Source organism: Actinopolyspora lacussalsi subsp. righensis, assembly GCF_900116555.1.
Lineage (GTDB): Bacteria > Actinomycetota > Actinomycetes > Mycobacteriales > Pseudonocardiaceae > Actinopolyspora > Actinopolyspora lacussalsi.
In genome coordinates this window covers 14,252-35,884 of sequence record NZ_FPAT01000010.1, presented here as the reverse complement: position 1 = coordinate 35,884, position 21,633 = coordinate 14,252, and the positions used below count along the sequence as shown (strand labels likewise).

Sequence of the window (21,633 nt, the reverse complement as noted above, 5' to 3'; positions counted from 1 at the left end):
CCACTCGGCGAACACGTTCGAACACGGCACGAACCGTGTCACGTTCCGGTTCCGGATTGTACGCGAAACGGACGGCCGCCAGTCCCCCGATTCCGGTTCCCCCGCAACCGAATTCGAAAGTGTCCGATCGGGAACTTGACTTCGAGTTTGATCGAACTCCTAGTTTCGATCTCGACAACGACACCCGGAACGGCACGACCGCCGCTTCCGGAGCACGGGAAGGAAACGAGATGACCAACGACACCACGACCGGCGACAACCTGCGCGTGGCAGTGATCATCGGCAGCGTCCGGGAGGGCCGCTTCGGGCCGACGGTGGGCGACTGGATAGCCGCCGAGGCCGAACGCCACGGTGACTTCGAGGTCGACCTGGTGGATCTGGCCGAGGTGGAACTGCCGATCGACATGAGCGTGAGCTCAGCCTCCGACGCGGGGAGCTCGAAGACGTCACTGCACGAACGGCTCGACGCGGCCGACGCCTTCGTGGTGGTCTCGGCCGAGTACAACCGCAGTTTCCCGGCATCGTTGAAGAACGCGATCGACCACCACAAGTCCGAGTGGTACGCGAAGCCAGTCGGGCTGGTCTCCTACGGCGGGATCGCCGGCGGACTGCACGCCCTGGAGAACCTCAGGCAGGTGTTCGCCGAGGTCCGCGCCATGACCGTTCGGGACACGGTGAGCTTCCAGTGGGCCGGGCAGGCCTTCGACGAGGAGGGCTTTCCGAAGGACAGGGCGGGCAGCACCGCCGCGGCCAAGATGATGCTCGACGACCTGTCCTGGTGGGCCACCGCGCTCCGGGACGCGAAGGAGAAGCGCCCCTACCGGCGTTGACCGGGTGGGCGTCGCTGGGGAGCTCTCCCCCGGCACCACGCGTAGGGAAACCCCAGCGGGGTGGCGGGGAAACTCCGATCAGTCCGGGAAGAAGCGGATGGCGGGGCGCCCGCCCGGGCCCTCGGCGTCCACCCGGGCACGAACGTTGTACACCTCGGCGATCAGCTCCTCGGTCAACACCCGCTCCGGGGAGCCCGCCGCCACGGCACGCCCCTCCGCCAGCACCAGCAGGTGATCGCAGAACATGGCCGCCAGGTTGAGGTCGTGCAGGGCGATGACGCTGGTCACCGGGATCCGGACCACCAGCGCCAACAGCTCCAGCTGGTGCTGGATGTCCAGGTGGTTGGTGGGCTCGTCGAGCAGCAGCTCCTTCGGCTGCTGTGCGAGTGCCCGCGCGATCTGGACCCGCTGGCGCTCCCCGCCCGAGAGGGTGTGCCAGGACCGCTCGACCTTGTCCTCCAGCCGGGTGTACTCCACGGCCGAGCGCACCGCTGCCTCGTCGTCGGCCGTGGCCCCCGCCCAGGCACGCCGGTGCGGAATGCGGCCGAGGCGGACGACGTCGAGCACGCTCATGTCGACCTCGGTGCCCGCGTGCTGTTCGACCACGGCCAGCCTGCGGGCGACGTTCTTGCGCCCGACCCGTTCGATCGGGGAGCCGTCGAGTCGGATCACACCCTCCGACGCCGGGCGAACCCCGGACAGCAGCCGGAGCAGCGTCGACTTGCCCGAACCGTTGGGTCCGAGCAGCCCGACGGTGGCTCCCTCCTCCGGAGCGATGCTGACGCCGTCGACTATCAGCTTCCCTCCGGCACGCCAGGAAACCTCCTCGGCCAGCAGACTCATGAACGTCGCTCCCTGCGATTCGTAACGGAACTTGCCTTGTCAGGTGGGGTGCCTTGTCCGGTCGGGTGCCGCGTTCGCGGTCGGTTTCCCAGCCACGTTTTGCCATTCATCGAGTTTTGTCCGTCTCACCGGTACCCCCGAGGTGACAGCACCGAACACCACGCCCGCCAACCGGCACCGCCGCGGGTTCTCCCGTGCGGCTCTCGCGAGGACGGCCCCGACGTTGTGTAGTAACTACCCGATGTCGGGGCACCCGCAGCGAGAGCCGTGCGAGAGGTTCCGCCGAGCGACCGGCCCGGAAGCAGAGCCGACGAATTCCTGCTAGTGCACCTTGCGGCTGCGGTAGAGGATGACCACGAACGCGGGCACCCCGACCAGCGAGGTCATCACGCCGACCGGGATCTCCTGCGGGTCGAGCAGCGTGCGCGCGATCGTGTCGATCCACACCAGGAAGATCGCCCCGGCCAACGCGGTGGTCGGCAACAGCCTGCGGTGGCCGGGGCCGACGATGGCCCGCGCCGCGTGCGGCAGCACCAGCCCCACGAAGCCGATGGCTCCGGAGGCGCTGACCAGCGTGGCCGTGAGCAACGCGGTCACGACGAGCAGCAGCAACCGGGTGCGCGCCACCGGAACACCGAGCGAGGCGGCCGCGTCCTGCCCGAAGGTGAACGCGTCCAGCGAACTCGACTTGGCGGTGCACACCACCAGCACCGCGAGCAGCGCGCCCAGGCACAACCAGACCTCGAACCAGCCGGTACCGCTCAACGAGCCGAGCAGCCAGAACAGCACGCTGCGCGTCTGCCGGGAGTCGGCGACCGACATCACGATGAACGAGGTCAGCGCCGAGAACAGCTGCATGGCCGCGACGCCGGAGAGGATCACGCGGTCGGCGGTGCCGCCGACGATGTGACTCAGCACCATCACCAGCGTGAACGAGACCAGTGATCCGAGGAACGCGCCGAGCGATAGCGAGAGCACCCCGCTGCCGATTCCCAGCACCACGACCAGCACGGCCCCGGTGGAGGCCCCGGAGGAGATCCCCAGCACATAGGGGTCGGCCAGCGGGTTGCGCAGCAGGGACTGCATGACCACACCGCACAGTCCGAGCCCGGCGCCGCAGACCGCCGCCAGCATGGTGCGGGGCAGCCGGAGATCCCAGATGATCCCCTCGCGGATCAGCGAGAGTCCGGCGTCGCCGAGACCGAGGTGCTCGCCCACCACCGCCCACACGTTGGTCACCGCGATGTCGGCCGGACCGAACGTGATGGTGACGGCGATGGAGAGCGCGAGCAGCAGCAGACCGGCCAGCCAGAGAGCGGCGGCGGCACCCCCGCGGGACCGGGCCAGTAGGGCGCTCACTCGACGAGCCCGAACTCACGCAGCTTGGCCGCGACCCGTTCCACGCCGTTGACGGTCCGGATCGAGGGGTTCATGGCGGCTCCGCTGAGCCGGATGTAGCGGCCGTTGCGCACGGCGTCCATGTGCTTGGTGACCGGGTTGTTCTCCAGGAACTCGATCTTCTGCGCGGCTTCCTCGGCGGTCTGGCTCTCGCGGGTCAGGTCACCGATGACCAGCACGTCGGGATCGCGCTGGGCCACGGTCTCCCAGTTGATCTGCGGCCATTCCTTCTTCGTGTCGTCGAAGACGTTCTTCGCGCCGATCTCCTCGGTGATGATGCCGGGGGCGCCGCAGCAGCCCGCCATGTAGGGCGACTCCTTGTTGGCGAACCAGTAGAGCATGCTCACACCGGAGGCGTCGATGTCGGAGGAGGCCTCGTCCAGCCTGCCGCGCAGCTCCTCGACGAGCTCGTCACCGCGCTTTTCGACGTCGAAGACCCGCGCGAGCTCCTCGATCTCCCGGTAGATGGTGCTCATCTCCAGCGGCTCGCTGCGCGCGCCGTCGCCGTCGCCCTCGTTGTTCTTGACGCAATCGGCCGGGGAGAGATAGGTGGGCACGCCCATCTTCGCGAAGTCGTCCCGGGAGGAGATCTCCTGGAAGGTGCTCTCGAAGGACGCGGAGACGAAGTCCGGTTCCTCGGCCAGCACCCGTTCGTAGGAGGGGGCGTTGTCGGCGAGCCTGGGAACCTTCGAGTTGGCTTCCCGCAGGTCCTCCAGCACCGGGTCGGTCCAGGTGGCGGTGCCGACCATGCGATCGGCGAGACCGAGCGAGAGCAGGATCTCGGTCGAACCCTGGTTCAGCGAGACCGTGCGTTCCGGCGGGGCCTCGACGGTGATCTCCCTGCCGCAGTTCTCGATTGTCCTGGGGTAGCCGGCGGCGCTGTCCTGGCCGGATGTTTCCGAACCGCTGCCGCCGCAGGCGGTCAGCACGCCGAGGCCGAGCGGAAGCAGGCAGGTCAGGGATAAGACACGGGACGATCTCTTCATGAGTCCTTCTCCGTCGGGGGCTTTGGTACGCGAAGCCCTGCGGGCGGTTTCCGTGCGTCGCGGGGGCGACGCCACAGCCAGCAGGTTTTCGGGCTCGAGATCCTCCGCCCGGAGCGCCTTCCCGAGAGCTCGCCTCAGTGGCCGATACTCCGCGCGTCCCTCTCACCGCTGCGCGTCAGCTCCGGATTCACACCGGATTCCCTGCGCCGCCCGGCGACACTGCCCGGACGGGTTGACTGGCGAGGAAGAACCTAACAATTCCGGTGAGCGCGACTCCGCTCGGTGTGGGCGGCGCAGCGTCGTCGGACGAACACAGCGGCAATCGGAGACGCTGCTCACAGCCGGTTCGACGCCCGGAGATCCGAGGCGGGGCTCTACTGGTGACAGCCGGGCGCGTGTCGGCGGGCGTCGAGGATCGTATGCCCGGCGCGCTCTGCTACCGATGTTCCCGGCCGCCCGGGCACAACCGGATTATCCGAATCAGACGCAGTGTGCCGCTGCGGATGAACGACGCTCGCTTCGAGCGGAGCCAACCGGATCTCCCCCTGCCAGGTGTAGTTCACCCACCGAAAGCGAAGAGTGTTGACTCTGACGCACAGTGAGACATAATGGATGAGCCAACGTTGTTGGCGAGTGAGACAATGAACCGGAGCCCTTCAGGGGCTGCGAGGATGAGCCGGAACCGGGAAACCGGATCCCTCCGCCACGGGCGGTTGTGGCCCCTCGAGCCCACTGAGGGGCTCCGTTTCGTCCCTGACGCGTCATATGCTCGCGAGCAGGCTCGGCCACCAGGACCGATTGGTGACGAAGTCGTTCTCGCCGATGATTTTCACTCCGCAATTGAGCAGCTTGCCGTTTGCTCGGTGCAACTGGTGACCGCACTCGATCAGCAGCTGGGCGGATCGGACATCGTCGGGAGCTCCACGAAGTGCCACTGAGAGGATGCCCGCGTGCAAATCGGCCAGCTGGAGGCCGTCATACTCACTCGTTCCGTGCCAGCTCGGTGGCCATCGAATGTGTTCCCAGGGCGTATGCACCGGAGAGGGAATGTTTTGAACCAGATTCAGATAACTAACCGTTCCGTCGTGATCCATATGCCTGACCGACCCCAACCGCAGGATCGCCAGTCGCGCTCCGCCGTGCCACCCATGAGCTGCTAGCGCGATACGTTCCAGCAACAAGCGTGTCGTGTAGTTGTAGAACTTCTCATTGTCGCTCCGCAGAGCTTCATTGAACTGGACCGTAGCCTTGTGAGTAATGACGTGAATAGTTTTCACATTTGGGATGCTGGCGAGCATACGCGTAGCAAGCCGGCGACGGTCCGCCCGCTTGGGCTTAAAGTGCTCGACCCAGTGCAGAGGGCGTGAAGTTCCGATCTCATATCGCAGTCCGGCAGCTACTGCCCTCGCGTAGGAGACGCTCTCCGCCGGAATCATCAGAGCGGTCATCGCGAAGAACGAGGAAGAATTTTTACCGAATCCACGGTCCCCGGTTTCGTCGACATACACCTCGACCTTGGGCAACTTGCCCGCCCAGCTGGGCGTACGAGGCATAGGTGCTCTCGAACCAGGAGACAACATCGACCTCCGCTCCAACTTCCGGCGATCCGCGGATCACCGAAGCGTGATCATCACTGACACGGCGCACGATGATATCGCTTCGAGCACGAGAGGATACGGACAGCGAGTTTTGTGCAAGATCGGTCGTAGCGGCCGCTGATGCGGTCGCCTTGGACGATGCGGCCTCTCGCAATGTTCCTGGGGCGTCGGACAATGGGGCGGTGATTCACGTCCGTGACCCGCACCCGTGGCCCACGACTGAGCAGGAAGCCGTCGCCGTGCAGCAGCGGCTGCGGCCCCTGGTTCGCTTCGACGGTGAACCCGAGGTCATCCGGACGGCGGCGGGGTTGGACGTGGCCTACCGCGAGGAAGTCGACGAGCTCGTGGCTGCGGTGACGGTTCTCGACGTGGCCTCGCTGTCCGTGATCGACAACGTGGTGGTGCGCGGCGAGCCGGAGTTTCCCTACGTGTCCGGGTTGTTCGCCTTCCGCGAGGCGCCGCCGCTGCTGGAGGCGCTGACACGGCTGTCGGTCGAGCCGGATGTGCTCGTCTGCGACGGCCAGGGGCTGGCCCATCCCCGCCGCTTCGGACTGGCCTGCCACCTCGGCGTGCTGACTGAGCTGCCCAGCATCGGCGTCGCCAAGACCGCGATGGGCCGTTACGAGCCGCCGAACGAGCAGCGCGGCGACTGGTCACCGATCCGATACGATGAGGAGATCGTCGGTCGGGCACTGCGGACGCAACGGGGCGTGAAGCCGGTGTTCGTCTCGCTCGGCCACCGCTTCACCCTCGACGCGGCGTGCGAGCTGGTGCTGCGGCTGGCGCCGCGCTACCGCCTGCCCGAGACGACTCGAAGCGCGGATCGGCTGGGGCGTTCGATGCCGAATGAGGAGTAGGTACTCACTCGCGCTGATCGGATCGGAACTCGTGGCAACACGACAACCACCTCCGACGAGGAGGAACGTCGGATCCTCGACCATCCACTCCGGAGAGGTGCGCGGAAAAATCGGGCGGGGTGCATCGAGTCCAAAACATGGGAACCCCGTCGCATCCCCCTGACCGCAGTGAACCACACATCCCTTGACCAGCGGTTTTCGGTGCCCCCGGTCGGACTCGAACCGACACTACGACGATTTTAAGTCGTCCGCCTCTGCCGATTGGGCTACGGGGGCGCGTCCTCGGCTCGTCACCGACACGCCTTCGGTAACCGACCCACAGTGGGCCCCTTGTTAAGACGTGCCAATGCTGCCGTTGGTTCCAGAAGAAACGAAACCGCCATCTGGAGCAAACCCGATCACAGCGTGTAAAAAACATCAACACTGACGCGCCACGCGCACCATCATAGCCACCCATACAGGTGACACTTTTCGGGTAATGCTTGTTAACAGGTCACAGAAAGTCAAGAGAGCGGGGGATCACACACAACGGGCCGTGCGCCGGTTTCCCGACGCACGGCCCGTTGCCGATCGTGTGATCACCGACCGAGGAGCCCGACACGGGCTCAGCTGGAAGCCGCACGCTTGAAATCGGAACGGGGGTTCTGGATCTGGCCCATCGAGACGACCTCGCGACGGAACAGGAACGCCAGCGTCCAGTCGATGACGATCCGCGCCTTGCGGTTGAAGGTCGGCATCTTGCTCACGTGGTAGGTGCGGTGCATGAACCAGGCCACGAAGCCCTTGGCCTTGAAGCCGTAGACGTCGGCCACACCCTTGTAGAGCCCCAACCCCGCGACGGACCCCGCGTTGCGGTGGAAGTACGCCGCGGTCTTGCGGCCACGCAGCGAGGAGATGAGGTTCTTCGCCAGCTGGTTGGCCTGCCGAACGGCGTGCTGCGCCGAGGGGGCGCAGGTGGCGTTGGGGTCCTCCTCCGCCTTGGACAGGTCCGGCACGGCCGAGCAGTCGCCCGCGACCCAGACGTCGGGATGTCCCTCGACGCGCAAATGCGAGGTGGCCTTGATCCTGCCGCGCTCGTCCAGCGGGAGGTCGGTGTTCTTCAGCACCGGGTTGGCCTTCACCCCGGCGTTCCATACCAGGGTGTCGGTGTCGAACTCGGTACCGTCCGAGAGCACGGCGTGGCCGTTCTCCACCGACTTGAGGAAGGTGTTCAGGTAGACCTTGATGTCGCGTTCCTCGAGGGCCTTGACGGTGTAGACGCCCATCTTCTCGCTGACCTCGGGCATGATCCGCCCGGCGGCCTCGATCAGCGACCAGCTCATGTCGTCGCGTGAGATGGACTCGTAGTAGCGGGTGGCGTACCTGGCCATGTCCTCCAACTCGGCCAGCGCCTCGGTACCCGCGTAACCCCCACCGACGAAGGTGAAGTTCAGCAGGCGCTTGCGCAGCTCCGGGTCGGTGGTGTTGGCGGCGGCGTCCATCTTCGCGAGCACGTGGTTGCGCAGATAGATCGCTTCGCCCACGGTCTTGAGACCAATACCTTGTTCGGGCAGCCCCGGGATCGGCAGCAGGCGCGAGACGGACCCGAGTGCGACAACGAGCACGTCGTAGCCCAGGTCACTGGCGATGCCCTCGGCATCTTCCACCGTGACCGATCGCTTCTCGTGGTTGACCTCCGTGACACGCGCGGTGAGAACGTGACACCGCTTCAACACTCGTCGCAACGGCGCTACCACGTGACGGGGCTCAACGTTGCCCGCCGCCGCTTCCGGGAGGAAGGGCTGGTAGGTCATATGCGGCTGAGGGTCGACGACCGTCACCGAAGCCTCACGGCGGCCGAGCTTGGACTGCAGGCGCAACGCGGTGTACATACCGACGTAGCCGCCGCCGAGGATGAGAATCCGGGTGGGATCGGATTTACCAGCCATGGCTCTATGGTCACACCAATACGCGATGGGCCGCCCCGGCGGCCCCCTCAAATGTGACACCGCTCGCGGGTGTTTATGATCACAAAAACAGCCCGTGTGCGGGTGTGAACGTTGCGTCCACCGAAATCACGGTACGCAATCGTTGTGTGCTCCGCTCGCGCACGATGCGCGCCCTCTGGAGAAAACCGGGATCACCGGGAGGGAACGAGCACGAGCGGCGTGTTCGACGCTCGCCTACGACACCGCGAGCACCGAGTGAAAACGATCTCGAATCATCCCCGCCCACCATACCGGAGATTCGGATCCACGAGTGCGGAACCACGGAATCGAGGTTCCCGTCACACACTCCCCATCGCACCAGTCACGGGGCAGCGAGCGCAGCGCACCGATCACGGGCGCACCGATCACGGCGCGATCGGCAAAGCGCGACCGACGCCTCGGATCCGCCGCCCCGCCACGGACGCGGCGATTTCGTGAGAAATCGACGCCGCTCCGAGATCGCCGCCTCGCAGGCACCGCCCCGGCCGGAAAACCTCACTCCCCCAGGCCTGCGGAGTCCTTGGCCTCGGTGAGCACCGCACGCAGCATCTCCGGCGTCAGCCTGCCGGTGAAGGTGTTCTGCCGGCTGAGTTCGGGCATCGGGCAGCCATCAGGACTCGGCGTGGCGTCAGGCTCCCAACGGGTGGATCCGATCCAACGAATCGGCCAGGTTGTCCTTCTCTCGTTCGAGGTCGTAGCGAGACTGCAGGTTCAGCCAGAACCGCTCGGACGTCCCGAAAAACCGCGCCAGCCGTAGTGCGGTGTCAGCGGAGATCCCGCGCGCGCCGTGTACGATCTCGTTGATACGACGCGGCGGAACACCGATCGCGACGGCCACTCGGTGTTGGGTAACGCCGAGCGGCTCCAAGTACTCCTCGGCCAGGACTTCCCCGGGATGAACCGGAGGCATGACGCACTCGTCGGACATCCTCAGCTCCCTTCAGTGGTAGTCCACGATCTCGACGTTCTCGGGCCCGGCTGATGTCCACTCAAAGCAGATCCGCCACTGCTGGTTGATCCGAATGCTGTACTGCCCGGCTCGATCTCCATGTAGCTTCTCCAGCCGATTACCGGGAGGGACGCGCAAGTCTTCCAGCGTCTCAGCCGCGTCCAGGATGGCAAGTTTCCGCAGAGCCGCCCGCTGAACCTTCGGATCGAGCATCCGCGAACGGCGTCGTTGCCATACACGCTCGGTCTCCTTCTCGGCGAACGATCGCAGCATAATCTTAACGTAGCACGTTAATAACGGCAAGCGTTATGCGCCAGGTGTGCGGCCTCACGCCAACCCCGCCGCTTCCTTGGCGCGTCCCAGCACGTCGCGCAGCATCTCCGGGGTGAGCCTTCCGGTGAAGGTGTTCTGCTGGCTGACGTGGTAGCAGCCCAGTAGCAGCAGTTCGGCCCCCCACGGGTCGCGCAGCGTCGCGCGCGCTCCGTGCCCGAACCTCGGCTTCGGCCGGGGCACTTCCCAATCACCGGCCGCCAGCACCGGCAACAGGGCCTGCCAGCCGTAACCACCCAGCACCACGACGACTCGCAGGGTGGGTCGGAGCAGCTCGAACTCGCGTGCGAGCCAGGGCGAGCAGGTGTCGCGCTCCGCGGGGGTCGGCTTGTTCGCGGGAGGGGCGCACCGCACCGGCGCTGTGATCCGCGTGCCGTACAGCCGCAGCCCGTCGTCGGCCGACTCGGAGCGCGGCGCCGAGGCCAGGCCCACGTCGAACAGCGCCCGGTAGAGCACCTCGCCGGAGCGGTCCCCGGTGAACATGCGTCCCGTCCGATTCGCCCCGTGCGCGGCGGGTGCCAGTCCCACCAGTGCCAGCGAGGCGTCGGAGGGCCCGAACCCCGGTACGGGTCTGCCCCAGTACTCCTGCGTACGAAAGGCGGCGCGTTTCTCCTCGGCCACCCGTTCCCGCCAGCTCACCAGTCTGGGGCAGGCGCGACAACCGGTGACCGCCTCGTCCAGCTCGGCCAGCGTGCTCGCCTCGCCCGTCGAGGTGGTCGGCTCGACCGGCCCCGGGACGGGTGTTCGGGAGTGTGTCTCGTTCACCACGGTCACAGTGGCACATCGCTCGAACACCCCTGCGCGGGCCACCGAATCCTCCGATCGAGGCGATTAGGCTACGGCACATGACAGCCAGTGAGGAAACCGACAACACCGGCGAGTCGAACCGGCAGTCGAGCACGCCTTCGGCCGAACCGACCGACGACCTGGTCAGCACACATCACACGATCACGGCCAACGGCAAGCAACTCTCCTACACGGCCACGGCGGGCCGGTACGTGCTGCGGGAGGAGAGCTACACCGACGGCAAGTTCGACGGGCACGTCGCCGGCGCCGAGGTGTTCGTGACCTCGTACGTGGCCGATTCGCCGGAGTCGTCCGACCGTCCGGTCACGTTCGCCTTCAACGGCGGCCCCGGAGCGGCCAGCGCGTTCCTGCACATGGGGCTGCTGGGGCCGCGCAAGGTGGTCTCCGGCGACGCGGGCCAGCTCGCGGCCCCGCCGTACGGGCTCACCGACAATCCGGAAACGCTGCTGGCACACAGCGACCTGGTGTTCATCGACCCGGTATCCACCGGTTTCTCCCGGGCGGTTCGCGGTGGCAAGGCGGGCGACTTCCACGGTTACCGGCGCGACATCGAGTCGGTGGCGGAGCTGATCCGGCTATGGACCACGCGCAACGGCCGCTGGCTGTCGCCCAAGTACCTGGCGGGCGAGTCCTACGGCACGCTGCGGGCCGCGTCACTGGCCGAACACCTGCAGAGCAAGCACGGGCTCTACCCGAACGGGTTGCTGCTGATCTCGACGGTGCTGGACATGGGCACCATCCGCTTCACCGAGGGCAACGACCTGCCCTACAGTCTCTTCCTGCCGACCTACGCGGCCATCGCGCACCACCACGGCAAGCACGGGGACCGGCCGCTGCGCGAGGTGCTGGACGAGGCCGAGGAGTTCGCGGCGCGGGATCATCCGTGGGCGCTGCGGCAGGGTGCCCGGCTGTCGGACGAGGACCGCGCCGAGGTGGTGCGGCGCACCGCCGAGTTGACCGGGCTGAGTCCGGACTACGTGGACCGGGTGAATCTGCGGATCGAGCACCTGCGGTTCTTCACCGAGCTGTTGCGCGAGAAGCGGCTGACCGTCGGTCGTATGGACGGACGCTTCACCGGTTGGGAGCCCGACGCGGGCGGCGAGCACCTCTCGGACGACCCGAGCGTCTCGGGGATCATCGGAGCCTACTCGGCCGGGGTCAACCACTACCTGCGGCAGGAGCTGGAGTACTCCAACGACCTGCCCTACGAGGTGCTGTCCCCACGGGTCCATCCGTGGTCCTACGAGGACTTCGAGGGGATGGCGGTGACCGCGACGGACAAACTGGCCAAGGCGATGCGCAGCAACCCGCACCTGCGGGTGCACGTGGGCTGCGGGCACACCGACGGGGCGACGCCGTACTTCGCGGCCGAGCACACCCTGGCGCAGCTGGAGATCCCGCGGGAACTGCGCGACAACATCGAGGTCCGCTACTACCCCGCCGGGCACATGATGTACGTGCACGAGCCCTCGCGGATCAAGCAGTCCGCAGATCTCGCCGAGTTCGTCTCCCGGTGAAGCGGTTCGTCCGCTCGGTTTGCTCGGTCGGTCCAGTGGCGGAACCTCGCGCACGACTCTCGCTCCGGGGAGGCCCGACATCGGGTAGCGACCTACCCAACGTCGGGCCTTCCTCGCGAGAGTCGCACGAGAGAACCCGCGGCGGTGCCGATTGCGAGGGTGGTCGGAGTTCGGCCTGCGGGAGTGGTGGAAGCTCAGCCCTGCATCGTAGCGGCGCCGCGATTTCGCGAGAAATTGACGCCGACCGGGACCGCACCGCCGCACCGGGGCGTCGATTTCTCGCGAAATCGACGCCCCCACCACCGCGAAGAGGTGCCCCTCGGAGAGGCAGCGTTCCCCTTCGAAAGGCAGCGTTCCCCTCACGAAACGACGTGGTCGTTCCGTTCGGCGAAGTGACAGGCACTGGGGTGACCGTCGGCCAGTTCGAGGTCGATGCGGCCGCCGTCGTGCCGCACGGCCAACTCGGGCTCCTGCTCGGCACAGATGTCCTGCGCCTTCCAGCACCTGGTGCGGAACCGGCAACCGGACGGCGGGTTCGCCGGGCTGGGCACGTCGCCGGTGAGCCGGATGGCCTCCCTGCGGTCGCGCACCGAGGGATCGGGCACGGGCACCGAGGACAGCAGCGCCTGGGTGTAGGGGTGCTGCGGGTGCTCGTAGATCTGGTCCTCGGTGCCGTTCTCGACCATCTTGCCCAGGTACATCACGCCCACCCGGTCGGAGAGGTGCCGCACCACGCCGAGGTCGTGGGCGATGAAGATGTAGGACAGGCCGAACTCGGACTGCAGATCACTCAGCAGGTTCATCACCTGTGCCTGGATGGAGACGTCCAGTGCGGACACCGGCTCGTCGCAGACGATCACCTTGGGCTTGAGCGCCAGCGCACGGGCGATGCCGATCCGCTGCCGCTGTCCACCGGAGAACTGGTGCGGATAGCGCCGCACGTGCTCCGGGTTGAGCCCGACGGTGTCGAGCAGCTCCTGCACCCGCCGCTGTCGGTCGCCCTTCGGCGCCACCTCGGGGTGGATCTCGAACGGCTCGCCGACGATGTCGCCCACCGTCTTGCGCGGGTTCAGCGAGGTGTAGGGGTCCTGCAGCACGATCTGCATGTCCCTGCGCAGCTGCCGAAGCTGGGACGCGCTCTTCTTGCCGAACATGTCCACGCCCTCGAACAGCGCGCTGCCGCTGGTGGGCTGTTCCAGCCGCATCAGCACCTGGGCCAGCGTGGACTTGCCGCAGCCGGACTCGCCCACGATGCCCAGCGTCTCGCCCCGGTTGAGGTCGAAGGAGACGCCGTCCACCGCCCGCACGTGACCGATGGTCTTCTTGAACACGATCCCCTGCTGCACCGGGAAGTGCTTGACCAGGTCGCGAACTTGCAGAATCGGCTCACTCACTGCTGATCAACTCCTCGGCGAAGTGGCAGGCGCTGTAGCGCCCGGGGCGGAGTTCGAGCAACTCCGGAACCTTCCGGCGGCACTCGTCCGTGGCGCGGTGGCAACGCGGGTGGAACGGGCAGCCCTCGGGGATGTTCGCGAGGTTGGGCGGGAGCCCCTTGATGCTGGCCAGCTGTTCGCCCTTCTGGTCCAGCCGGGGAATGGACTCCATCAGCCCCTCGGTGTAGGGGTGCGCGGGGCGCTTGTACAGCGACTCCGCGTCGGACTCCTCCACCACCCGACCGGCGTACATCACCGCGATGCGGTCGGCGACCTCGGCGACCACGCCGAGGTCGTGGGTGATCAGGATCAGTCCCATCCCGCGTTCGCGGCGCAGCTCGTCCAGCAGATCCATGATCTGGGCCTGCACCGTCACGTCCAGCGCCGTGGTCGGCTCGTCGGCGATGAGCAGGTCCGGGTCCAGCGCCAGCGACATCGCGATCATGGCGCGCTGCCGCATGCCGCCGGAGAACTGGTGCGGGAACTCCTTCACGCGCTGCTTGGCGTTGGGGATCTTGACCAGGTCCAGCATCTCGGCGGCCTTGGCCATCGCGTCCTTGCGCGACATCCCGCGCCGGAAGCGGAACTGCTCGGCGATCTGGAATCCCACGGTGTAAACCGGGTTGAGCGCGGAGAGGGCGTCCTGGAAAATCATCGCCATGTTCTCGCCCCGCAGGCCACGGCGACGGTCCTCCGTCGCGGAGAGGAGCTCCTCCCCGCGATAACGGATGGCTCCCTTGGTCACGAAGCCCGGCGGAGTGTCCAGAATGCCCATCACGGTCTGCGCCGTGACGCTCTTGCCGGAGCCCGACTCGCCGAGCACGGCGAGGGTCTCCCCCGCGTCGACGTGATACCCCACCCCGTTGAGCACGTTCGCCGTCGCCTCGCGGGTGCGGAACTCGACGTGCAGGTCTTCCACTTCGAGCAGGCGCGACTCCGAGGAGCCGCCCGTGCTGTCGTCGGTAGCCGACAAAGCGGCCCTCCTTACTACCGTTGTTTCGGATCCAGCGCGTCGCGCACCGCGTCACCCAGCATCACGAACGCCAGAACCGTGATCACCAGGAATCCTGCCGGGAACAGCAGCATGTGCGGCGTGCTGATGATGTACTGCTGGGACACCGAGATCATCATTCCCCAGGAGACGACCGGCGCCTTGAGTCCGAGCCCCAGGTAGGACAGCGTCGCCTCGAGTCCGATCATCTGCCCCAACGCGATGGTCGCATAGACCATCACCGGAGCGATGCAGTTCGGCAGCACGTGCTTGAAGATGATCCTGCTGTGGCTGGCACCCAGCGCCTTGGCGGCGTTGACGTAGTCCTGCTGCTTGGCCGCGATCGCGGCCGAACGCATGATGCGCATCGAGATCGGCCAGGCCAGCACGCCGATGGTCAGGATCACCTGGCTCATGACGCGGATTTCCCCTGGACTGACGATCCCAGCGTTGAACACCGACAGGATGACGATCGCGCCGAGCACGAACGGCAGCCCCAGGAAGATCTCGGCGAACCGGGAGACCAAAACGTCCGTCTTCCGCCCGAAGTAACCGGAGATCAACCCGAAGATGGAGCCGAGCACCACGGTCAGGGAAGTCGCGAGCACCCCGACGAGGATCGAGGACCTGGTCCCGTAGATCACCCTGGAGTAGACATCCCTACCGAGGTGATCGTAGCCGAACCACGCTTCGGCCGAAGGGCCTTGGCGCGCTTTACTGAGCAATTGTTCGTTGGGATCGACGGAGGTGAACAGCCATGGGAAGGCCGACATCACCAGCAGCAGCAGAATGATGGCACTCGCCGCGATGAACAGCGGGCGCTTGCGCAGGTCACGCCAGGCGTCGCCCCAGAGTCCCACTTGCTTTTCGAGCTTGGGCTTCTGCTCGCCGGAACGCGAGACATCCCGGTCGCCGGTGTCCGTCGAATCCGTCTGCTCTCGGATTGATTCAGTCATATCGGATCCTCGGGTCCAAAGCCGCGTAGAGAATGTCAACCAGCAGGTTCATCAGCAGGTAGACGATCACTAGCAGGGTGACGACGCCCGTAACGGTTGTTCCTTCCTGCCCGCCGATCGCTTGGAAGACGAGGTTGCCGATTCCGGGGATGTTGAAGATGCCCTCGGTGACGATGGCACCACCCATCAGCGCACCGAAGTCGGTGCCGATGAAGGTGATCACCGGGATCAACGAGTTGCGCAGCATGTGCACCGAGACGACCCGGCGCGGCTTGAGCCCCTTGGCGTTGGCGGTACGGATGTAGTCCGCGCGCTTGTTCTCGAACATCGCCGTGCGGGTGAGCCTGGCGATGTAGGCCATGGACAGGCTGCCGAGAATCAAGCCCGGAACCATCAACTCGCCGATGGTCGGATCGGTACTGACCGAGGGGTCCATCCAGCCCAGCTGGACACCGAAAACGATCTGTACCACGAAACCGCTGACGAAGACCGGCACGGCGATCAGGAAGAGCGTGGCCGCGAGCACCAGATTGTCCACGAAGCCCTTGCCGCGCAGTGCGGTCAGGATCCCGGCGACGATGCCGATCACGGCCTCGAAGACCAGTGCGATCGCCGCGAGCTTGATGGTGACCGGATACGCGTCCTGGATCAGCGTACTGACCTCGATCCCCGAGAAGGTCTCCCCGAAGTTCCCCTGGAACAGCTGCCCCAGATACAGGATGTACTGCATCGGCAGGGGCTCGTCGAGATTGTACTTCTCGGTCATCATCTGGACGTAGGCCTCCGGACAAGCACGGGATCCGCACTTGCCCGCGAAGGGATCTCCCGGCAGGGCCCACACGAGGGAATAGATGATGAACGTCGTTCCGATGAAAACCGGAATCAACTGCAGCAGTCGCCGCAGTATGTATCGGCCCACCGAACCTCCTTCGACACGGACAGGCCCGGCTCGCCACCGCTTTTGGCGGTGACGAGCCGGGCGACTGCCCTACTGACTCACACTCACTCCGGCTGGGCGATCTTCACCGATGTCAGCGACAACGAACGGCGCTTGGTCACCTGTCCCTCGGCGATACGATCCGACTTGGCCGACTGCACGTTCTGCGAATAGACCGGCACGGTCGGCATGTCCTTGGCCAGCAGTTTCTCCGCCTCGGCGTAGAGTTCGTTGGCCTTCTCGACCGTAGGAGCCTGGTTCGCCCGGCTCATCAGATCCTCGAACTCGGGATTGTGGTAGCCACTGTCGTTCGAGGAACCGCCCTTGGTGTAGATGGGGGCCAGGTAACTCTGGATGCTCGGGTAGTCGGCGATCCATCCGCTGCGGAACATTCCGGTCATCTGGTTCGCGGCGATCGAGGAACGGAACTCGCTGAACGTGGGAACCGGGTTGTAGGAGACCTCGATCCCCAGGGTGTCGCGGATGCTGCCAGCAACGGCCTTGATCCACTCCTCGTGACCGCCGTCAGCGTTGCTGGAGATGGTCAACGTACCGTCGAAACCACCCGCCTTCTTCAGGAGCTCCTTGGCCTTGGCGGGATCGTACTGGCACCACTGCCCGCAGGCCTCGCCGTCACGGCCGGGAGTACCGGGTGCGGACCACCCTCGGAGTGCCTGACGCGTGCCGGAGAAGACGTTCTTGACGATGCTCTCGCGGTCGATAGCCATCGAGATGGCCTTGCGCAGGTTCGGGTCCTGGAACTTCTCGTCGTAGAGCGGGAAGCTCAGCGGCGTGACGAGCGCACCCTCGCGGGTGAGCGCGTTGTCGCCGAGCTCTTCCTTCCAGCGGTTGTCGACCAGTGCGGAGGTGGGCACCTGCCGCTGGAAGTCGAGGTTGCCGGACTTCAGGTCGCGGTAGGCAGTCGCCTGCTTCTGGTAGACCTTGAACTTGAAGGCCTCGACCTCGCCCTTGCGCTCGCCCTTGTAGTCGTCGTAACGCGTCAGCGTGAGACTGCGGTTGGGTTCGCGCCCCTCGTACTTGTACGGACCGTTGCCGACCGGTTCGTTCTCGAAGGCTTCCTTGTCCTCGAAGAACTTCTCCGGCAACGGCGAGAACGCCGTGTAGCCCAGGGTGGTCGGGAAGATGGTGAACGGCTGCTTGAGGGTGATCTCGAAGGTGTGGTCGTCCACGACCTTCAGCCCGGACATCTTCTTCGCGCTCGGCTCCGGAGCTTCCTTCGGGCCGGTTTCCCCGTCCGGATCCGGCGGGTTGACGTCGTCGAAGCCCTTGATCTTGTCGAAGAAGCTGGCGGTCTTCTGCCCGTTGGGCGCGTAAGAAGTGTAGTTCCAGGCCCGGACGAAGTTGTCCGCGGTGACTTCCTCACCGTCGTGGAACTTCCAGCCCTGCTTGAGCTTGACCGTGTAGGTCTTCTTGTCGTCGGAAGCCTTGATCGACTTCGCCATGGCGTTGTACGGCTCGAAGGTCTTCGGGTCGTACTCGACGAGCCCGGTGAACATGGCGTCGAGGACGTTTCCACCGTTGACTTCGGTGGTGTTGCCGGGAACGAGCGGATTCTCCGGCTCACCCCAGTCCACCGTGATCGGGTCCTCCAGGGTCCCGGTTTCCTCGGTGACGGCGCTGCCGCCACCACCGCCGCAGCCGGCTGCCAGCAGGGCCGCCGACAGCGATGCCGCGACCGGCGCGACCATGCGTCGCTTGCGCATCAAATTCCTCCCGCTGTCTACGTGACTCCTCGCCGATCAGGGCGAGGGTCGCCACGCCGACGACCTCGGGTCGTCGGATGAGTGCGAGCGTAAACATAAGCGAGACACAGTTCACGGCAATGAGCTGTCACAAAGCCGTCACTTTCTTTCTCGATTCAGCAAGATAATCACCCAATTGCCGGAATGAAGTGTCTCACATTGTGGGATTCAACCGATCGAAAGGGCGATACCGTCGAGGATGTCGTGCTCACTGACAGTGATATCCGTGATCCCGGCGCGCTCCGCCAGCTCGGCCGCGAGGACGCTGACGACCAACGCACCTCCCCCGATTACGTCCACCCGCCCCGGATGCATCGGCCCCAGCGCGGCGCGCTGGTCGTGATCCATCGCCAGCAGCTCGCGCGCGGTCTCGTCGACACTGCCCCGGGACACGCGGGAGAGATGGATCGCCGCGGGATCGTACTCGGACAGACCGTGCGCGAGCGCCGAGAGCGTGGTGACGGTGCCCGCCACCCCCACCCAGCGACGCGCGGCGGAGACGTCCACGGCGGCGAACGCCTCGTCCAGCACCTCCCGCGTGAGCTCACCCGCGATCTTCACCTCATCGGGGGTAGCCGGATCGGTGTGCAAGCAACGCTCCGTGAGACGCACGCATCCGATGTCCGCTGAGTGGGATCCGACGATCTCGGCCTCCTTGCCGTCCCAGTGGCCGAGCACCAACTCGGTCGAACCGCCCCCCACATCGGCCACCAGGAATGGGCCGTCCGCGGGATCCAGATCGCCCACCGCGCCGACGAAGGAGAGCCTGGCCTCCTCCTCGCCGGTGATGATCTCGGCATCCACTCCCAGTGTCTCGCGGACCATCCCGAAGAAGTCCTCGCGGTTGGCCGCGTCCCTGGTCGCCGAGGTGGCCACCATCCTGGTGCGCTCGACGGCCTCCTCCCGGATGCGCTCGTCGTAGTCGTGCAGCGCCTGCCTGGTGCGGTCGAGCGCATCCTCGGCCAACCTGCCGGTGGCGTCGACCCCCTGCCCCAGCCGCACGATCCGCATCTCGCGGTGCAGGTCGCGCAGTTCGCGCGTGCCGTCGTCGTGCACGGTCACCTCGGCGATCAACAGCCGGATCGAGTTCGTCCCGCAGTCGATCGCAGCCACGCGCACCATGCTTCCTCCTGGATGTTGAAAATCGGTGTCACCCGTGCCTTAGCACTCACTTGGCGGAACCTCTCGCACGGCTCTCGCTGCGGGAGGCCCGACATCGGGTAGCGACCTACACAACGTCGGGCCTTCCTCGCGAGAGCCGCACGGGAGAACCCGCGGCGGTGCCGACCGCATAGGTGGGTGTTTCGGCACTGGCGTGCCGAAGGACATCCCACGGTTAGCAGCAACCCGGCCGGAAAGTCTCGGAGGAATGACGGAACGAAAGTCGGTGAACCCTGTCGATTCGTCGTTCGTCCCGAGCACCTTGTCGGGTCCAGGCTATTGCAGCGCAGAGTGGGCGGCACGGGCGACCCGAACCGATTCGGTCAGCAGTACGCGGAAGTGTCGTCGATGCTCGCCCGCATAGCGGCTCGGTGAGCGGCGCGAGCGGCATCGCGCGGGATCGGGCAAGGGAGCTATCGGTGGGTTTCGGCGTGTCGGTGTAGGGGAAATCACGACTCGTACAACGAAACGGTGAACAGCTGGACCAGATCGGGCAACTGGAGCCGCAACCGGACAATCGCGTTATAGGGTTTCCCGTTCGGTGCCGGGTTCGCAGCACGCGGAAACCGAAGTTTCGCGGGAACCGGAAAGCGCACCGGCCAACGACGTCACGGAAGGATCGAAAGTGTCCTATCAGGACTACCAACAGTACCCCGAACAGCAGCCGAGCAACGGCCTCGGAACCGCCGCGCTCGTGCTCGGCATCATCGGGGTGGTGCTGTCGCTGATCCCCGGGATCGGGATCATCGCCTGGCCGGTCGTCATCGTCGGCATCATCCTCGGCATCATCGGCATCCGGAAGGTCTCCCAGGGCAGGGCCACCAACAAGAAGGCCGCGATCACGGGGACGATCCTGTCCGGTGTCGGCCTGGTCATCTGCATCATCTGGGCCATCCTCACGATCTCGGTCTTCCAGTCGCCCGAGTTCCAGAACGAGTTCCAGGAGCAGATGAGCCAGGAGATGCAGCAGCCGAACTGACGGCCTCCTCGCGGGGGCGCGTTCCGCGACGCGTGCGGAACGCGCCGGTCAGTCGCCTGAACCGCCCGACGGCTCGGCGTCGGGCTCGGTGCTCGACGAGGCGTCACTCCCCGATTCACTTCCGGTGGGGGCGGATTGCCCGGTCGGGCGCTGCGCCGTTTCGGGCACGATCGGTTCGAAGGAGGGCGCGGTCTCCGAGGGACCGGTCCCCGAAGGCGAGGTTTCCGGGGGCGAGGCCGGGGACAACGGCGGGAACTCGCCAGGAGGTCGCTGACCACTCGGTTCCGGCCCGTTGCTCGGGGCCGGTGGGTGGACCACCTCGCCACTTCGTTCGGGTGTGGCCGGTCCGAGCTCGGGAATGTCCGGCGCGGGCGTGGGGTGCCCGCCGGTGCGGTAGGCGGTGGCCCAGCCGAGCACGTCACGCACGTAGCGTTCCGAGTGGTTGTACTCGAACACCGCGCGGGCCAGCTCCCCGTCGCGGTTCAGATCCCCGCCCGCCGCGCACAGGTACTTCCCGGCAGCCAGCGCCGCGTCGTGCGCGTTGTGCGGGCTGGCGACACCGTCGTCGTTGCCGTCCACGCCGTAGCGGTCCCAGGTGGCGGGCAGGAACTGCATCGCGCCCACCGCGCGGTCCCAGACCGGGTCCCCGTCCAGCTCACCGGCATCCGTGTCCGGCACGGCGGCGAATCCCGCACCACCGTTGAGCCGTGGCCCGAGGATCGCGGTCACGGTCGTTCCGGAATCGTCCACCCGACCGGAGTCGCCGTGGTCGGACTCGACACGTCCGATCGCCGCGAGCACCGACCAGTGCAGCCCGCAGGACGGCTCGGTCTCCGAGATCCGATCCGCGGCGTCGCGGTAGGCCCGCAGCATCGGCTCCGGAATCCCGGCGGGCCCGTCCGGCACCCGGATGGCGGAACCCGCTCCGGTGTCCGGTTCGGAAGGCCCCCGCATCGAACGACTGTCCCGGATCAGTCGCACGCCGGGTTCCCGCTGTTCGGGCAGCTCTCCGGTGACCCCCAGTTGTCTCGGCGGCGTTCCGGGGCGGTCACCGACACCCGGATCGCCGAACATCGCGGTCGTGAGCGCGTTGGCCCCACCGACCAGCACGAACGGCAACAGCAACGCCAACAGCGCCAACAGCGAACCGACCGGTGGTCTGCGCGGACCGCGACGGGCGGTCGGTTTCGGAAGTGTTTCGGATTCGGAATGCCGGGGCCACCACGAAGGTTGGTCACGTCGCCGCCACGGCGACGTTCTGCTCCGACGCGGCACGATCGCCCTCCCCAGTTGGTCCTCGCGGCATCGCCGACTCCTCCCGGATTGCACAC

At 66.3% G+C, this 21,633-nt stretch carries 19 protein-coding genes, 1 tRNA gene, 1 pseudogene and 1 riboswitch; of the genes and pseudogenes, 4 read left to right on the top strand and 17 right to left on the bottom strand.

All coding sequences use genetic code 11. The features are described 5' to 3' along the window. Positions 1–230 precede the first annotated feature (230 nt). Complete coding sequence (locus BM394_RS16985; protein ID WP_092979805.1) at positions 231–830, top strand: NADPH-dependent FMN reductase; 600 nt, start codon at positions 231–233, stop codon at positions 828–830. Positions 831–908: 78 nt separating this feature from the next. Here BM394_RS16985 and BM394_RS16980 read toward each other — a convergent pair whose 3' ends face one another. The 4 genes from BM394_RS16980 to BM394_RS16965 form a co-directional block, all read right to left on the bottom strand. Then, a complete protein-coding gene (locus tag BM394_RS16980; protein WP_092979630.1) occupies positions 909–1,673 on the bottom strand; it encodes an ABC transporter ATP-binding protein in 765 nt (254 codons plus the stop codon). A 321-nt stretch (positions 1,674–1,994) separates the two neighbouring features. Then, complete coding sequence (locus BM394_RS16975; protein WP_092979629.1) at positions 1,995–3,032, bottom strand: FecCD family ABC transporter permease; 1,038 nt, start codon at positions 3,030–3,032, stop codon at positions 1,995–1,997. Next, positions 3,029–4,057 (bottom strand): ABC transporter substrate-binding protein, encoded by a 1,029-nt coding sequence (locus BM394_RS16970; RefSeq protein ID WP_092979628.1) that lies wholly within the window; start codon positions 4,055–4,057, stop codon positions 3,029–3,031. The genes BM394_RS16975 and BM394_RS16970 overlap by 4 nt, the downstream gene beginning before the upstream one ends. Before the next feature lie 62 nt (positions 4,058–4,119). Then, positions 4,120–4,313: riboswitch (cobalamin riboswitch) on the bottom strand. A gap of 505 nt (positions 4,314–4,818) precedes the next feature. Beyond that, positions 4,819–5,580 (bottom strand): DUF3800 domain-containing protein, encoded by a 762-nt coding sequence (locus tag BM394_RS16965; RefSeq protein WP_175530142.1) that lies wholly within the window; start codon positions 5,578–5,580, stop codon positions 4,819–4,821. Positions 5,581–5,837: 257 nt separating this feature from the next. On the opposite strand from BM394_RS16965, the gene BM394_RS16960 reads away from it, so the two are divergent. Further along, a complete protein-coding gene (locus BM394_RS16960; protein WP_245780258.1) occupies positions 5,838–6,512 on the top strand; it encodes an endonuclease V in 675 nt (224 codons plus the stop codon). 202 nt (positions 6,513–6,714) lie between these two features. Here the strand turns inward: BM394_RS16960 and BM394_RS16955 are convergent. From BM394_RS16955 to BM394_RS16935, 6 genes and pseudogenes are all read right to left on the bottom strand, one after another. Then, positions 6,715–6,788 (bottom strand) — tRNA-Leu (locus tag BM394_RS16955). A gap of 329 nt (positions 6,789–7,117) precedes the next feature. Further along, positions 7,118–8,440, bottom strand: coding sequence for an NAD(P)/FAD-dependent oxidoreductase (locus tag BM394_RS16950; RefSeq protein WP_092979625.1), 1,323 nt, complete (start codon positions 8,438–8,440; stop codon positions 7,118–7,120). A gap of 534 nt (positions 8,441–8,974) precedes the next feature. Then, positions 8,975–9,070: pseudogene (locus BM394_RS23760) on the bottom strand (uracil-DNA glycosylase); the annotation flags it as partial. 37 nt (positions 9,071–9,107) lie between these two features. Continuing rightward, a complete protein-coding gene (locus BM394_RS16945) occupies positions 9,108–9,407 on the bottom strand; it encodes a HigA family addiction module antitoxin (protein ID WP_092979624.1) in 300 nt (99 codons plus the stop codon). A 12-nt stretch (positions 9,408–9,419) separates the two neighbouring features. Continuing rightward, positions 9,420–9,701: a type II toxin-antitoxin system RelE/ParE family toxin gene (locus BM394_RS16940; protein ID WP_092979623.1), complete on the bottom strand. Its 282-nt coding sequence runs from the start codon at positions 9,699–9,701 to the stop codon at positions 9,420–9,422. A gap of 54 nt (positions 9,702–9,755) precedes the next feature. After that, on the bottom strand, positions 9,756–10,523 hold the full coding sequence (locus BM394_RS16935) for a uracil-DNA glycosylase (protein ID WP_092979803.1): 768 nt from the start codon (positions 10,521–10,523) through the stop codon (positions 9,756–9,758). Between the two features lie 80 nt (positions 10,524–10,603). Here BM394_RS16935 and BM394_RS16930 point away from each other — a divergent pair, with 80 nt between their 5' ends. Further along, positions 10,604–12,082, top strand: a complete 1,479-nt coding sequence (locus BM394_RS16930) for a S10 family peptidase (RefSeq protein ID WP_092979622.1) — start codon at positions 10,604–10,606, stop codon at positions 12,080–12,082. A gap of 359 nt (positions 12,083–12,441) precedes the next feature. Here BM394_RS16930 and BM394_RS16925 read toward each other — a convergent pair whose 3' ends face one another. From BM394_RS16925 to BM394_RS16900, 6 genes are all read right to left on the bottom strand, one after another. Further along, the gene (locus BM394_RS16925) at positions 12,442–13,476 is read right to left on the bottom strand and encodes an ABC transporter ATP-binding protein (protein WP_092979621.1); all 1,035 of its coding nucleotides are present in this window, start codon (positions 13,474–13,476) and stop codon (positions 12,442–12,444) included. Next, complete coding sequence (locus BM394_RS16920) at positions 13,469–14,488, bottom strand: ABC transporter ATP-binding protein (protein ID WP_092625482.1); 1,020 nt, start codon at positions 14,486–14,488, stop codon at positions 13,469–13,471. The genes BM394_RS16925 and BM394_RS16920 overlap by 8 nt, the downstream gene beginning before the upstream one ends. A gap of 14 nt (positions 14,489–14,502) precedes the next feature. Then, complete coding sequence (locus tag BM394_RS16915) at positions 14,503–15,462, bottom strand: ABC transporter permease (RefSeq protein ID WP_092979620.1); 960 nt, start codon at positions 15,460–15,462, stop codon at positions 14,503–14,505. Beyond that, positions 15,455–16,381 carry an ABC transporter permease gene (locus tag BM394_RS16910; RefSeq protein WP_092979619.1) on the bottom strand — a complete coding sequence of 309 codons (927 nt, stop codon included), beginning with the start codon at positions 16,379–16,381 and terminating at the stop codon, positions 15,455–15,457. The genes BM394_RS16915 and BM394_RS16910 overlap by 8 nt, the downstream gene beginning before the upstream one ends. A gap of 83 nt (positions 16,382–16,464) precedes the next feature. Then, positions 16,465–18,123, bottom strand: coding sequence for a peptide ABC transporter substrate-binding protein (locus BM394_RS16905; protein ID WP_175530141.1), 1,659 nt, complete (start codon positions 18,121–18,123; stop codon positions 16,465–16,467). Positions 18,124–18,330: 207 nt separating this feature from the next. Then, the gene (locus BM394_RS16900) at positions 18,331–19,284 is read right to left on the bottom strand and encodes a Ppx/GppA phosphatase family protein (protein WP_092979617.1); all 954 of its coding nucleotides are present in this window, start codon (positions 19,282–19,284) and stop codon (positions 18,331–18,333) included. 664 nt (positions 19,285–19,948) lie between these two features. Between BM394_RS16900 and BM394_RS16895 the strand changes: the two genes are divergently transcribed. Then, positions 19,949–20,302, top strand: coding sequence for a DUF4199 family protein (locus BM394_RS16895; protein ID WP_175530140.1), 354 nt, complete (start codon positions 19,949–19,951; stop codon positions 20,300–20,302). A gap of 48 nt (positions 20,303–20,350) precedes the next feature. On the opposite strand, the gene BM394_RS16890 is transcribed toward BM394_RS16895, so the two are convergent. Then, positions 20,351–21,442 carry a lytic transglycosylase domain-containing protein gene (locus BM394_RS16890; RefSeq protein ID WP_092979615.1) on the bottom strand — a complete coding sequence of 364 codons (1,092 nt, stop codon included), beginning with the start codon at positions 21,440–21,442 and terminating at the stop codon, positions 20,351–20,353. Positions 21,443–21,633 lie beyond the last annotated feature (191 nt).

Excerpts from the sequence above, each read along its gene's own strand:
- BM394_RS16940 (WP_092979623.1), bottom strand. The coding sequence starts at position 9,701 with ATGCTGCGATCGTTCGCCGAGAAGGAGACCGAGCGTGTATGGCAACGA.
- BM394_RS16930 (WP_092979622.1), top strand. The coding sequence starts at position 10,604 with ATGACAGCCAGTGAGGAAACCGACAACACCGGCGAGTCGAACCGGCAG.
- BM394_RS16970 (WP_092979628.1), bottom strand. The coding sequence starts at position 4,057 with ATGAAGAGATCGTCCCGTGTCTTATCCCTGACCTGCCTGCTTCCGCTC.
- BM394_RS16900 (WP_092979617.1), bottom strand. The coding sequence starts at position 19,284 with ATGGTGCGCGTGGCTGCGATCGACTGCGGGACGAACTCGATCCGGCTG.
- BM394_RS16980 (WP_092979630.1), bottom strand. The coding sequence starts at position 1,673 with ATGAGTCTGCTGGCCGAGGAGGTTTCCTGGCGTGCCGGAGGGAAGCTG.
- BM394_RS16915 (WP_092979620.1), bottom strand. The coding sequence starts at position 15,462 with ATGACTGAATCAATCCGAGAGCAGACGGATTCGACGGACACCGGCGAC.
- BM394_RS16950 (WP_092979625.1), bottom strand. The coding sequence starts at position 8,440 with ATGGCTGGTAAATCCGATCCCACCCGGATTCTCATCCTCGGCGGCGGC.
- BM394_RS16905 (WP_175530141.1), bottom strand. The coding sequence starts at position 18,123 with ATGCGCAAGCGACGCATGGTCGCGCCGGTCGCGGCATCGCTGTCGGCG.
- BM394_RS16985 (WP_092979805.1), top strand. The coding sequence starts at position 231 with ATGACCAACGACACCACGACCGGCGACAACCTGCGCGTGGCAGTGATC.
- BM394_RS16945 (WP_092979624.1), bottom strand. The coding sequence starts at position 9,407 with ATGTCCGACGAGTGCGTCATGCCTCCGGTTCATCCCGGGGAAGTCCTG.